Origin of the sequence: Dokdonia sp. Asnod2-E02 (assembly GCF_045063915.1) — a bacterium.
Taxonomy (GTDB): domain Bacteria; phylum Bacteroidota; class Bacteroidia; order Flavobacteriales; family Flavobacteriaceae; genus Dokdonia.
On record NZ_JBEFNX010000005.1, the window covers coordinates 3,202,072 to 3,216,323 of the forward strand.

Below are 14,252 nucleotides of genomic sequence, written 5' to 3' on the forward strand. Positions count from 1 at the left end.
TTCGCGAAAAAATAAATTTATTTTATCATCAGTTAAATTAATTTATTATTGATTTTGAGAGCATTACCATTAGAAATTAATTTTTAAGGTAAAGTTTATAAATTAATCCTCATTTTATTCTTGTTTTCTTGTATTTCTTGATGTACATTTGCATCCGCTTATAACAAGCAAGTTCATTTATTAGTGAAAGGAGAGGTGCCTGAGTGGCCGAAAGGAGCGGTTTGCTAAATCGTCGTAGGTGGAAACACTTACCCAGGGTTCGAATCCCTGTCTCTCCGCAATTGTCAAAAAAATCTATATGTTTTATAGATTTTTTTGATGTATGAGATTATGCACTTAGTGCAGGTCTCGGGGTATAGCGTAGCCCGGTTATCGCGCCTCGTTTGGGACGAGGAGGTCGCAAGTTCGAATCTTGCTACCCCGACTTTTTGTTGATTAGGGCTCTTAGCTCAGCTGGATAGAGCACCTCCCTTCTAAGGAGGCGGTCGAAGGTTCGAATCCTTCAGGGCTCACAACATTCATTAAACCACATCTATTATAGATGTGGTTTTTTTGTTTATCATAATTAGTTTTACTGCGCTGTAAATTAAATGATATACCCATTACTACTATACATTAACCTTCAGTCTCGTTAAAAATTAAATATTGATAAAGCGGTATGAATAAGTTATAACAAATCTTAGGACAAATGTTAACAAGCTTGTTATATTACAAAGCGTTCGTACTCAGTGTTTGAGTACGTTTTTTCATATCTTTCGCTAGGTTTTACTCAGTTTGATTAAAACCAAACGAAATAGTAAGAAATCTCCCTTTAATCCATACCCATTATGAGATCATCTTTAGTACTTATATCCGTCTTATTTTTATTCTTTACAGTACATATTAATGCACAAGCAATAACGGTAGATGGCAGTGCCACCACGGTTGCAGATGTTGAGACATTAATTACAGATATCCTTATAGGTAGTTCTAGTGATTGTGCAGAAATAAGTAATGTTTCAAAATCTACAGGTATTGACGAAGGTGCAGGTATAAATGGTATAGGCTCTTTTGAATCTAATGGAGCAGATTTTCCCTATGAAGCGGGTATAGTCTTAGTCTCTGGTAATGTAAATAATGTTCCGGGTCCAGAAGTAGATGGTATACCCAGTGGAGGGGGCTGGGGAGGTGACACAGACCTTGAGGCAAATACAACAGCAACAAATACTAATGACGCTAGTTTTATACAATTTGATTTTACTCCATTCGTAGATGAGTTAAATTTTAATTTTATAATGGCCTCAGAAGAATATAATCAAGGATTTGAATGTACCTTCTCTGACGCATTCGCCTTTATCCTCACTGATCTCACTACCGGTGTTGTTCAAAATTTGGCAGTTCTTCCCGGAACTAATATTCCAATCGAGGTTACAAATATTCGTCCAGAAGTTCCTGGTAACTGTGCAGCAGTAAATGAGGAATTTTTTGACCGCTATAATTTTGCTCCATTCAATCCAGAAGCAAATTCTGCTATAAACTTCCAGGGGCAAACAGTTTCCCTTACAGCTATGGGAACGGTAGTTGTGGGTAATCCCTATACCATAAAATTGGTTGTTGCAGATCAAAGTGATTCCGTAAGAGATATTGCTGTTTTTCTAGAGGCGGGGAGTTTCAATCTTGGAGTTGATATTGGTGGTGATAGAATAGGATCAGAATTTAACGCTGCTTGTGAGGGTGAAACGTTAACATTAGATGCTACGTTTGATGGGGCTATAAGCTATACTTGGGAAGTAGATAATGGGACTGGATTTGTTCCTTTGCTTGATGGTATGGGAGTACCGGTAACAACTCCTACTATAGATGTGACTGTTGCTGCTACTTATCGTGTCCTTGTGGATGCAGGTACAGGATGTCTTGGAGAAGACACTGCTACTATCGAGTTTGCAAATCCTATGTATAACGACCCTATGGATTTAACAGTGTGTGATGATATTTCTGGTGATGGTGTAGAAGTTTTTGATTTAACTGATCAGACATCAGATATTTTAGATACGCAAGATCCTACGGTTGTTAGTGTTACTTTTTATGAAAACCCATCAGACGCCGAAATGAATATTAATCAGATACCGAACCCTGATGCTTATTCAAATACGATGTCTTCTCAAGAAATATGGGTCCGTGTCGAAACAGATTTAAGTCCAGATTGTTTTGAAGTTGGTTCATTTATGATTTCCGTAAATAGTCAGACTATAGCAAATGATCCAGGTGTGTTTACAGTATGCGATGATGCTTCTGATGGTAGTGATACAAATGGGATAACTGTTTTCGATCTCTCGTCTTTAAATAATTCTATTCTTGGCACGCAAGACCCTACTTTATTTAGTGTTTCTTATCATTCCAGTGCTATAGATGCTACTAATAACGATATGCCGCTACCACTTGCCTACACGAGTGCAGATGATATGATATGGGTCCGTGTTGAAAATAATGGAGATGTAAATTGCTTTGCAATTAGAGAGATTACGCTAGATGTGGCAGAGCTTCCAGTTCTTTTAAATAATCCTGTACTATTATCACAGTGTGATACAGATCAAGACGGTTTTGCTTTTATTAATTTAACTGAAGCTCAAACCTTATTAAGTGCAGATGCTAACAATGAAACGTTTCTTTATTTTGATTCAGGAGGATCTCCTATTATAGACCCAACGTCTTATGTAAATCAAACCGCAAACAACGAATCCGTAAGCGTTACTATTTCTACCGTAAATGGATGTACACGTCAGGCGCAGATTGATCTTGAGGTAGATACTTCAGAGATTCCTGATACTTTTCAATTAGAATATTTTGAGTGTGATACAGATAGTGATGGTCAGTCAGTATTTGATTTCTCTGATGCTACAGCACAAGTACTAGCTTTATTTCCTGCTGGACAGATGCTCACTGTAAGCTACTACGAAACCCAGCAAGAAGCAGAAACAGAGACCAATCCTATAACGGCAACTATTGATGCCTATACAAATAACCTCACCTATACAGATGCAAATGGACAGCAAGGCATCTGGGTACGTGTAGATGGCGATACCGCAAACGACTGTCGTGGTCTAGGGATACACGTATTACTCAATGTGGAAGCTAACCCCACCTTCCTACCCAACATCTCTTCACTTGAAGAATGTTCACCTATCGCAAACGCAGCCCAATTTGATCTAACCGAGAACGATGCTCAGATTACTGGCGGTGATTCTAATATTATAGTTACTTATTATGAGAATGTAGGGAATTACACAGCGATGAATGCTATTGCTAACACAACTGCTTTTTCAAACAGTAGCAACCCTCAGACCATTTACTACAGTCTAGAGAATGCCACTACGGGTTGTACCACATTTGATTTTGTAAACCTGGCAATGAACTTTGAGCTCATCGTAAACCAAAACCCTGTACTCACCACACCTACCGAGCTTCAAGTTTGTGATGATGATGGTGTGATAGATGGACTTACCACAGTAGACCTCTCTTCAAAAGATATTGAGATCACGGGTGGTTTTGATGCAAACCTTACCATCACCTACCACCTAGACCAGGCTGGGGCCGATGCTGGTGATGCAAGTATCCCAGACAAAACAATGTTTACAATGACCACCAATCCTCAGATTGTAGTGGCTCGTGTGACCGATAATACCACAGCTTGTTATGCAACGGTCAACCTTAGTGTGCGCAGCTTCCCAGTGCCAGTACCCGTAACCCCTGCAGATTATGAGGAGTGTGATGATGATAACGACGGAGTTTTTGACTTCTTCGTGCTTTCCTCTAGAGATGCCGAAATCACCGGTGGTGACCCAACCCTTACCGTAGCCTATTACCTCACCCAGGCAGATGCAGATAATGCACCGGTGGGTCAGGAGCTTGACAATATGATGTATATCAACAATGAGCCTTTTGAGCAAATTGTGTATGCTCGTGTCTTTAACGATGCCGGTTGCTATAGCACCACACCGCTTACCCTGCGTGTGCTCAACACCCCGATGCCTAACCAAGATGCGCTTCCATACGCCTTGTGTGATGACGATACCGATGGGCTTCAGCTATTTGATTTAAGCACACAAGAAGCTAATATTCCATTTACGATAGATGGTACGGTAGAAGATCCTCAGATTGGGGTGAGCTACAGCTATGCGTGGACACTAGATGGTGCATTGATATCACTAGATCCTGTGGTGACTGTAGATGCTGCAGGAACCTACCAAGTGCTGGTCACAGCTACGTATGTAGATGGTACGGAGTGTGATTACCTAGCAGAGGCGGTATATACGGCAGAGAGCGCACCGGTGTTTGAGGCGATTGTACTAGAACCTTCTTTTAACAGTAGTGGTCTGTACACGGTAGAGGTGATAAACATCACAGGGGTAGATCCTACCTCTGAGTATGAGTTTGCACTAGATGATGGTCCGTTCCAGAGTAGTACGACTTTTACAAATGTGACTCCAGGAACACATACCATTTTTGGAAGACTAGCAAGTGGTAACTGTTCTATCTCTGAGTTTGAGATAGGGATTATAGATTACCCACGCTTCTTTACACCTAATGCAGATGGTTTTCACGATACGTGGAATATCATAGGGCTAGGGGTAGACCCTAACCTGAATGCGAAGATCTTTATCTTTGATAGATACGGGAAGCTCTTAAAACAACTGAGCCCTACAAGCCCAGGATGGGACGGTACCTTTAATGGCCAACCGATGCCGAGTAACGACTACTGGTTTAGAGTAGAGTTTACAGAGGTAGATGACCTAGGGACACAGAGAACGGTTAATGGTCACTTTACTTTGAAGAGATAAGGAATACATAAAACCAATTATTAAAAGCTCTCAGTATTAAATACTGAGAGCTTTTTTAGTTATGGTATGAGGTGTAAATTATAATCTAGTCGCGGAGTAATTTGATTGTTGTGATATTGGTTATGTAATGTGCAATGAAAGTTAGCAGCGATTAATTTTTTGCGTGAGGGATAGCAGTGGTTACCCTGCAGTGTTGTGGAGCGATAGCGTAGCATCACGAAGCGTATGAACGTATAGCCCGGTCTCTATACTTGAAGAATGAAATGATGAAAGAATAGGGGCACGCCCTAGTAGAAAGAATGAGACTATCTAAAAAGTTCCCAATCTAGTTTTACAGAAAATACATTAGAATATATCGCAGCGCTCTGATCACCTATGTCTGTGAGTGCATAATCTACGTGAATACCTTTGTACTTAAAACCTACTCCAATGTTAGGCTGGAAACCCACTGTAGTGCTATTATCAAGTGCTGTGAGTTCTTGAAAATTACCTACACCCGCTCGCACATACACCAGCTCTGCATAACCAAATTCAAGGCCTAGGGCAGGAGTAGCACTTACAGACGAGCTAGAAATGATATCATTAGTTTGAGTAAATCTAAAATTCATATCAAGTTCTGCTCTTAAGGAGTAGTCATAATGAAAAATCCACTGTCTTCCCATACCTATTTGAAGTTTAGGGATGGTGATTTCTGTTTTTTCTGGAAGTTCTTGATTTTGCCCTTCTACAGCATCGCTTATGGTAGCAAACTGCTCTTCATCTATGCTCCACGCATTTACGGTAGTGGTGATGTCACGCGCCATAAGTCCAAAATCCCAGTCGCCTCTCTTAAATTGTAATCCTACATCAAGGCCAAAACCCCAACTATTTGCAAAGTCGCCTATCACACGACGTACCACCTTTGCATTCACCCCTAGATTTAAACCATCTAGTGGCAGCGCGCGTGCATAAGAGACCGTAAAGGCATAGTCTGCAGTAGAAAATAAGCTTATACGATTGTAATCTATATTACCTTGATCATCTATGAGCTGTGTGGTGTTTAAAATATCGTCTACCCCAAACCTTATAATAGAAATACCTACGGCACTTTTATCATCTAGTGGTTTTGCAAAGCCTATGTAGTCGTAGTTTGCAATGTTTGCAAAGTAAGATGCGTGCATTAATGAGATCTGGTTATCTTCTAGATTCACTAGCCCTGCAGGGTTCCAGTAGCCCGCATTTACATCACTTGTACTTGCTACAACCGCATTACTCATACCAAGAGCGGCAGCGTCTACACCAATATTTAAAAACTCATTTGAGTAAGAACGTACCGCTTGAGAAGCAGCAGTCATTGTAATAAGTATAGATAGTATGGTAAGCGATTTTTTCAATAGCAGGATTTGTGAGACAAATATCTCACTTTTAGTACACATTGTAAACAATAAAACCGTCTAGATATTGCCTGTAGTCACATTACTATAGATATCTTCCCTATTTTTACCGAAAATTATAAAATGTCTATAAAGAGTTACGTACCTAATGCCATCACAATGGGCAACCTTTTAAGCGGTTGTGTCGCAGTCGTATTTGCTGTAAATGACAGGCTTGAACTTGCTGCAATATTTGTAGCTCTTGGGATTTTCTTTGATTTTTTTGATGGATTTTTTGCGCGTATTCTCAATGCCTCTAGTGAGGTAGGATTGCAACTGGACTCACTGGCAGATATGGTGACTAGTGGTGTAGTGCCTGGTGTGGTAATGTATCAACTACTAGAAGATGCTAGCGGCATCCCTTGGGGAGCGGCACTTGAAGAGCAGCACTTTCACTTTGGGTATATAGGTTTTGCAATAACGATGGCTTCGGCATATAGGCTAGCAAAATTTAATGTAGATGATCGCCAGACTAATTCTTTTATAGGACTTCCTACGCCTGCAAATACCTTATTTATACTAAGCTTGCCGCTTATATTAATGTTTGAGGAGTACGCTTTCGCGAAAGCGTTATTAGAAAACCCATATGTCCTTATAGTACTTACCGCATTAAGTTGTTTTATGCTCAATGCAGAACTTCCTTTATTTGCATTGAAGTTTAAAAACTGGTCTTTTGGCCAAAATAAAGTACGCTACTTATTCTTACTAGCCAGTGTATTATTACTGGTGTTCTTTCAATTTTTAGGAGTTCCTCTTATTATTATCTTATACATTCTTCTTTCCTTAGTTTTTAGGGAGCAATCATAGGTCTAGCTTATTTCAAGCTATTATCTTTGTGAAAAATTTGAACACAATGGATAATCAAGAAATAAGAAATCTCGAGCCAAAAGCACTCTGGAATAAATTTGCCGATCTTAATGCCGTACCACGACCTTCTAAAAAGGAGGAACGTGTGATTGCGTTTATGAAAGATTTTGGGACTAAGCTTGGCCTAGAAACGATAGAGGATGAAGTAGGGAATGTGATCATAAGAAAACCAGCTACTGCAGGTCACGAAGATAAAAAGATGATTGTGATGCAGTCACACCTTGATATGGTGCATCAAAAAAATAATGATACCGAGTTTGATTTTGACAATCAAGGTATTGAGATGTATGTAGATGGTGACTGGGTACGTGCAAAAGGGACTACACTAGGAGCAGATAATGGTCTTGGCGTGGCGACCATAATGGCTGTGCTTGAAAGTACTACCATAGAGCATCCTGCTATAGAGGCGCTTTTTACAATAGATGAAGAGACTGGAATGACAGGAGCAATGGGGCTTAAAGGAGGGATTCTTAAAGGCGATATCTTACTTAACCTTGATACAGAAGAAGACGATGAGATAGGTGTAGGTTGTGCGGGTGGTGTAGATATCACGGCTACACGTGCCTATACAGAAGAGGGACTGGATGACGGCCTTGTAGGTTATGAAGTAAAAGTGGCAGGTCTTAATGGAGGTCACTCTGGGATGGATATTATAAAAGGCCTAGGTAACGCAAATAAGATGATGAACCGTCTCTTATACAATGCTGCAGAAAATTTTGAAATACGTATATCTAGTATAGATGGCGGTAGTTTACGTAACGCGATACCAAGAGAAAGCGTAGTTATCATAGCTGTAGATGAAAATCAGAAAGCTGCTTTTGAAGCAGATTTTACAGATATGGCGGCAGCAATACACGGTGAATATGCTTCACTAGAAAAAGAGCTAGAGCTTTCTATCAAGCAAATAGATCTCGATGATAATGTGATGAGTCTTGAGTCACAAACACAGTTCCTTAAAGCTATTTACGCGGCACATAATGGTGTGTACAGAATGAGTCCAGATATAGCAGACCTAGTAGAGACATCAAATAACATAGCAAGAGTTATAGTAAAAGATGGAAGTATAAAAATAGGATGTCTTACTCGCTCATCTGTAGATAGCTCTAAAGATGATCTTGCAAATACACTTACAGCTACTTTTGAGCTTGCAGGTTTTGATGTAGCGCTTTCTGGCGATTATCCAGGATGGGCGCCAAATATGGATAGTGCCATTTTGAAAGTGCTTGAAGCAAAGTATAAAGAAATAAATAATGAAGCTCCAAACGTAGCTGCTTGTCACGCAGGATTAGAGTGTGGTATTTTAGGTCAAAACTATCCTGAGATGGATATGATATCCTTTGGACCTACTATAAAAGGAGCGCACTCTCCAGATGAGAGAGCAAGTATTTCAAGTGCTCAGAAGTATTGGGATTTTGTTATTGAGATTTTAAAGGATATACCAGTGGCTTAGTAGGTTACTTGTGTTTATATATAAAAAAAGGGAGTCATAATTATGACTCCCTTTTTTATGCTTGTAAGATTTGTGCTTACTTAACAATTTCTAATAATTCTATTTCAAAAACTAAGTCAGACTTAGGAGGTATAGCTCCTGGGTAACCTTGTTCTCCGTAACCTAAGTGATAAGGTATAAACAATGTTGCTTTGTCACCTACAGACATCTTTTGGAGTCCTTCCTTAAAACCAGCTATGAGTCTAGCCTCTGGACTGTATACAGTCTCTAGCGGGTTGTATTGCCCTACGGCTTTACGACGCTCGTCTAGTTTATTGTTTTTCTCTGCGATTTCTGCACTACTTGTGTCAAAAAGTTCTCCCGTTGTAAAATACCCAGCGTACTCAACTTTTACTTTTTGTCCTGTATTAGGTTGTACACCTCTTCCTTTTTTGTCAAAGAAGATGGCAAGACCGCTTGGTAAATCTTCTGCCTTGTCTCTTTTTGCAAAGATTTCGGTTTTCTTTCCTGCAAATTGTTTTGCACGTTCTGCAGCTTCTGCTACTTTTCTATCTTCAAAAGCAGCTAGCTCTTTTGTAAATGTTTCTGCAGCATTATAATTTTTTACAGCGCTACCTTTACGTATGATGTTTACTTCTTGAATATAAACTGGGTCTTTAGGTTTTCCTGCTCTTGGATCATTCATAGATACACCAGCGATAGCATCTACCACTTTAAGACCATCTACTACCTGCCCCCATACAGTATGACAGCTTACGCGTGGGTTCTCACAGTTTTTGAGATCGCCATTTGCATCATACCCATCAAGATGTGGTGTTGCTTTATGAGTGATAAAAAACTGGCTACCGTTTGTGCCGTAACCAGAGTTTGCCATAGAGAGTGTCCCTACAGAGTCGTGACGACGCTCTGGAGATAACTCATCAAAGAATTTGTAACCTGGTCCACCAGAACCTGTTCCTTGTGGGTCACCACCTTGTATCATAAAGTCCTTTATAATTCTATGAAAGGTAAGACCATTGTAAAAAGGCTTCCCAGCATAAGCACTATCTACTAGAGGGTGTGTACCCTCTGCTAGTGCAACAAAATTTGCCACAGTAGCTGGAGCATCTTCATAATAAAGCTCTGCAACGATGGTTCCCTTATCTGTTACAATCTCTGCATACAGACCATCGTTTAGATCTGGATACTTGTCGTTGCAAGAGAAAAGTGATAAAATGACTGCAATTAATAACATACCTGTTTTTTTCATTGTTAATGATTTACTTAATCGTTTGATTGGTTTTTAATTTCTAGCAAAGTAACGGTACTACGTACCGGTGTATTGCTGGGCACTCTATTTTCAACACCATAATAGCCATAAGCTTTATGGCTAGGAAAAAGAAAAGTTACTGTCTCTCCTTCTTTCATAAGTTTAAGACCTTCTCTTATACCAGAAATGAGGTCTTGATTGCTTTGATCTATTTGAGTAACCGTATTACCTATCTCTTCTTGAGATACAAGTACCTTGCCATTTATAGCGGCAATATTGTAATTAAATAATACGAGGTCTCCTACCTGAGGTGTAGGTTTTGATAAGGTGTCTTTTTGTACGTATGTATACCAAAAACCACTAGCCGAACTTTGATAATCATTTATGCTATCAGACTCAATAACTTTTTTTAAAGCTTTCTCTTCTTGAGCAACACGTTCTATATTACGGGTGATAGTTTTTGTCTTAACATAAGAGCCAGATTTTTGAGTAACTGGCCTTCTTGCTACAGTTTCTGAACAAGAGATGGTAAGCAGTGCTATACAAAGTATTACAAATATGTATCTCATTATGTTAACTGTTCTTTATACGTAGGTAATAATGCTTTAAACTGCGCTACGGTTTCTTCAAGAGATTCATCACTTTTACCTCCCGCTGCATTTGTATGTCCTCCACCGTGGTAATGTGCTCTTGCAAGTTCATTTACAGAAAAATCACCTTTAGAACGCAGTGACATTTTAATGATACGATCTGCTTTATTTTCTATAAATATAACGGCAAATATAATGCCCTCTAGTGAAAGACAGTAATTTACAAACCCCTCCGTATCTCCTTTTTGAAATTTATGATCATCCAGTTCCTTTTGTGATATGGTGATGTATGCCGTACGATATTCACGTAAGACTACAAGATTGCTTAGTGCAACGCCTAGTAGTTGTAGTCTAGACTCACTATTAGTGTCATAAATGTTTTGATGTATCTGGTCATTATTTGCTCCTTTCTTAATAAGGGCTGCAATAACCTCGTGTGTTGTGGCTGTGGTAGACGGAAATCTAAAAGATCCCGTATCTGTCATAATACCTGTGTATAGACAGCTAGCCATATCTGCAGTAATGACATCCTCATCGCCTAGTGATTTTATAAAGTGATATACCATCTCACACGTACTACTCATACTTGTGTCACTATAGGTTACAGCCGCATAAGTGTCTGGCTGCTGGTGATGGTCTATCATTATAAAGGGAGCACTTACTTTATCCAGCTCTGCCTCAAGGTCGCCTGCACGAGAGAAGTGGTTAAAATCTAGCGTAAAAATAAGATCTGCTGTTGTGATAGCTTTTCTCGCATTGCCTGTATTTGAGGTGTAAAATAATACATCACTATCTCCCGGAAGCCATTTTAAAAAATGTGGATACTCATTAGGAGCAACGACTACAGCCTCGTGTCCCTTTTTATTAAGGTATGCTGCGAGGGCAAGCGTGCTTCCCATTGCATCTCCATCTGGGTTTTTATGGGGTATAATGGCAATTTTTTTTGAGTTAGAAAGTAACTCTTTTGTGGTTGTGATTTGCGTAGGATTCATAGATAGCGAAGATACAATTTCTCTTGTGCTTGTTTTCGGCTTGTGATTAATTATTTGGGATTTTAGGTAGTTGTAAACTTAATATTGTGATAACATTAAAAATCGGTATTTTTGCACGCGATTTCAAGAAGGTATTTACGCTTTCGCGAAAACAAATAAGTTATTCTCACAAATGTGAGGGTTTTTGACAACACAAATTGCTTAGGCACATAAACGTACAGCCTTTGCAGAAAATGAAAGATATGACAAATAGAACTTTTACAATGATTAAGCCTGATGGCGTTGAGAATGGACACATCGGAGCAATTTTAGAAAAAATCACTGCTAGTGGTTTCCGTATCGTAGCGATGAAGCTTACTCAAATGACAAAGGCAGATGCTGAGACGTTTTATGCTGTACACAATGAGCGTCCATTCTTTGGAGAGCTTGTAGAGTTTATGACACGCGGACCTATCGTTGCAGCGGTACTTGAAAAAGAAAACGCAGTAGCAGATTTCCGTACTTTAATAGGAGCTACTAACCCTGCAGATGCTGCCGAAGGTACTATACGTGCACTTTATGCAACTTCTATGGGAGAAAACGCAGTACACGGTTCTGATAGTGATGAGAATGCAGCTATAGAAAGCGCTTTTCACTTTGCTGGACGTGAGATGTTTTAATTGCTAGCGCAGTTACAAACTACCATATAAGGTGTTTTACACCATACTTTAAAAGCCTCTCTGTAAACGAGAGGCTTTTTTTGTGCCTTCATTTTTTTGCGTTAAGGATAGCAGCGGTTACCCCACAGGAGCGCTGCAAGTGGAGGGACGACACTTGTGTAGCGACGAGGAGTATGAGCGTATAGCCTGCCTCGTAGAGGAACGCCCAAAAGTGCCAAAACAACTTCATAACTGTGGGTTATAGAACGATAAAAATGAGATTTACAACGTTTGAAATTACGTTAATGTATATCTATTAATGTAATAGCAAATAAATTAATTAATTATAGCTATTTTTGCACCGCCAAAAACACGGCATTAATACAACCTATTATGGACATAAGGAATATCGCGATTATCGCCCACGTAGACCACGGTAAAACAACCCTGGTAGACAAAATTATGTATCACTGTGAGCTTTTTAGAGAAAATGAGTCTAAAGGTGAGCTTATATTAGATAACAATGACCTGGAGCGTGAGCGCGGGATTACTATTACTTCAAAAAACGTTTCTGTAACCTACAAGGGTACTAAGATTAATATCATTGATACTCCTGGTCACGCCGATTTTGGTGGAGAGGTAGAGCGTGTATTAAATATGGCAGATGGTGTGTGTCTACTTGTAGATGCCTTTGAAGGACCTATGCCACAAACACGTTTTGTATTACAGAAGGCAATAGACCTAGGTCTTAAGCCTTGTGTGGTTGTAAATAAAGTAGATAAAGAAAACTGTACTCCAGAGGAGGTACACGAGAAGGTTTTTGACCTTATGTTTGAACTAGGTGCCGAAGAGTGGCAACTAGACTTCCCTACAGTTTACGGAAGTGCAAAAAATAACTGGATGTCTGACGACTGGCAGAAGGAAACAGACTCTATCGAGCCATTATTAGAAATGGTGATGGAGCACATACCAGTACCAGAAACTAAAGAAGGAAACACACAGATGCTTATCACATCTCTAGACTTCTCTTCTTTTACAGGTCGTATCGCAATAGGACGTCTTAACCGTGGTGAGCTTAAAGAAGGTATGCAAGTATCTCTTGTAAAGCGCGATGGTACTATCAAGAAAACTCGTATCAAAGAACTTCACACTTTTGACGGTTTAGGTCGTATTAAAGTAGAGTCAGTACAAGCAGGTGATATCTGTGCGATTGTAGGTCTTGAAGGATTTGAGATAGGTGATACTGTAGCAGATTTTGAAAACCCAGAAGGTCTTGCAACGATTGATATTGATGAGCCTACAATGAGTATGTTATTCTCTATTAACGATTCTCCTTTCTTTGGAAAAGACGGAAAATTTGTAACATCACGTCACATTAAAGATCGTCTTACTAAAGAACTAGAAAAGAACCTTGCCCTACGTGTAAACGATACAGATAGTGCAGATAAGTTCTTAGTATATGGTCGTGGGGTAATGCACCTTTCTGTACTTATCGAGACAATGCGGCGCGAGGGGTATGAATTACAGATAGGGCAGCCTCAAGTAATTATAAAAGAAATAGACGGTGTAAAATGTGAGCCGGTAGAAGAGCTTACTATTGACCTTCCAGAAAATGTTTCTGGTCGTGCAGTAGAGTTTGTAACAATGCGTAAAGGTGAGATGCTTTCTATGGAAGCAAAAGGTGAGCGTATGATTATAGAATTCTTAATCCCATCACGTGGTATTATAGGATTACGTAACCAACTTCTTACTGCTACTGCTGGAGAAGCAATTATGGCACACCGCTTTAAAGAATACCAGCCTTTTAAAGGTGATATCCCTGGACGTATTTCTGGATCACTTGTATCTATGGAAAACGGTACAGCTATCCCTTACTCTATAGATAAACTTCAAGATCGTGGTAAGTTTTTCGTATCACCGGGTGAAGATATCTATGAAGGTCAAGTAATAGGTGAAAACTCTCGTCAGGATGATATGAATATCAATATCACAAAAGCAAAGAAGCAGTCTAACGTACGTTCTTCTGGAGCAGATGATAAGGCTAAGATTGTACCTGCAATTAAGTTCTCACTAGAGGAAGCACTAGAATATATTCAGAAAGATGAGTATGTAGAGGTAACTCCTAATCACTTAAGACTACGTAAGATTTACTTAAAAGAAGTAGACCGTAAGCGTAACAAGATTGCTTAAGGATTTAGTATTCTTATAAATCATAAACCCCGCTCTATGAGAGTGGG

Annotated in this window: 9 protein-coding genes and 3 tRNA genes; 8 read left to right on the forward strand and 4 right to left on the reverse strand. The window is 39.5% G+C overall.

Features of this window, described 5'->3' with window-relative positions; genetic code table 11:
• Positions 1–189: 189 nt before the first annotated feature.
• The 4 genes from ACJJVM_RS14540 to ACJJVM_RS14555 all read left to right on the forward strand — a co-directional run bounded on the left by ACJJVM_RS14540 (position 190) and on the right by ACJJVM_RS14555 (position 4,817).
• Positions 190–278, forward strand: a tRNA-Ser gene (locus ACJJVM_RS14540).
• 71 nt (positions 279–349) lie between these two features.
• Positions 350–424, forward strand: a tRNA-Pro gene (locus ACJJVM_RS14545).
• A gap of 14 nt (positions 425–438) precedes the next feature.
• A tRNA-Arg gene (locus tag ACJJVM_RS14550) sits at positions 439–512 on the forward strand.
• Between the two features lie 315 nt (positions 513–827).
• Positions 828–4,817, forward strand: a complete 3,990-nt coding sequence (locus ACJJVM_RS14555; RefSeq protein WP_405212114.1) for a choice-of-anchor L domain-containing protein — start codon at positions 828–830, stop codon at positions 4,815–4,817.
• Positions 4,818–5,122: 305 nt separating this feature from the next.
• Here ACJJVM_RS14555 and ACJJVM_RS14560 read toward each other — a convergent pair whose 3' ends face one another.
• Complete coding sequence (locus ACJJVM_RS14560) at positions 5,123–6,190, reverse strand: PorV/PorQ family protein (protein WP_380034419.1); 1,068 nt, start codon at positions 6,188–6,190, stop codon at positions 5,123–5,125.
• A 123-nt stretch (positions 6,191–6,313) separates the two neighbouring features.
• Here ACJJVM_RS14560 and ACJJVM_RS14565 point away from each other — a divergent pair, with 123 nt between their 5' ends.
• Together ACJJVM_RS14565 and ACJJVM_RS14570 are read left to right on the forward strand one after the other, a co-directional pair.
• Entirely contained in the window at positions 6,314–7,036 is a 723-nt protein-coding gene (locus ACJJVM_RS14565; protein ID WP_405212115.1) for a CDP-alcohol phosphatidyltransferase family protein, read from the forward strand.
• Between the two features lie 46 nt (positions 7,037–7,082).
• Complete coding sequence (locus ACJJVM_RS14570; RefSeq protein ID WP_405212116.1) at positions 7,083–8,546, forward strand: aminoacyl-histidine dipeptidase; 1,464 nt, start codon at positions 7,083–7,085, stop codon at positions 8,544–8,546.
• Positions 8,547–8,622: 76 nt separating this feature from the next.
• Here ACJJVM_RS14570 and ACJJVM_RS14575 read toward each other — a convergent pair whose 3' ends face one another.
• The 3 genes from ACJJVM_RS14575 to ACJJVM_RS14585 are packed head-to-tail and all read right to left on the reverse strand — an operon-like array spanning position 8,623 to position 11,377.
• A complete protein-coding gene (locus tag ACJJVM_RS14575) occupies positions 8,623–9,795 on the reverse strand; it encodes a peptidylprolyl isomerase (protein ID WP_298354376.1) in 1,173 nt (390 codons plus the stop codon).
• Between the two features lie 14 nt (positions 9,796–9,809).
• Positions 9,810–10,364, reverse strand: a complete 555-nt coding sequence (gldI, locus tag ACJJVM_RS14580; protein ID WP_405212118.1) for a gliding motility-associated peptidyl-prolyl isomerase GldI — start codon at positions 10,362–10,364, stop codon at positions 9,810–9,812.
• A complete protein-coding gene (locus tag ACJJVM_RS14585; protein WP_405212119.1) occupies positions 10,364–11,377 on the reverse strand; it encodes a bifunctional oligoribonuclease/PAP phosphatase NrnA in 1,014 nt (337 codons plus the stop codon). The genes gldI and ACJJVM_RS14585 overlap by 1 nt, the downstream gene beginning before the upstream one ends.
• A 242-nt stretch (positions 11,378–11,619) precedes the next feature.
• Between ACJJVM_RS14585 and ACJJVM_RS14590 the strand changes: the two genes are divergently transcribed.
• Positions 11,620–12,036, forward strand: a complete 417-nt coding sequence (locus tag ACJJVM_RS14590) for a nucleoside-diphosphate kinase (protein WP_035329086.1) — start codon at positions 11,620–11,622, stop codon at positions 12,034–12,036.
• Between the two features lie 372 nt (positions 12,037–12,408).
• A complete protein-coding gene (typA, locus tag ACJJVM_RS14595) occupies positions 12,409–14,205 on the forward strand; it encodes a translational GTPase TypA (protein ID WP_035328112.1) in 1,797 nt (598 codons plus the stop codon).
• The last annotated feature ends 47 nt before the right edge of the window (positions 14,206–14,252 follow it).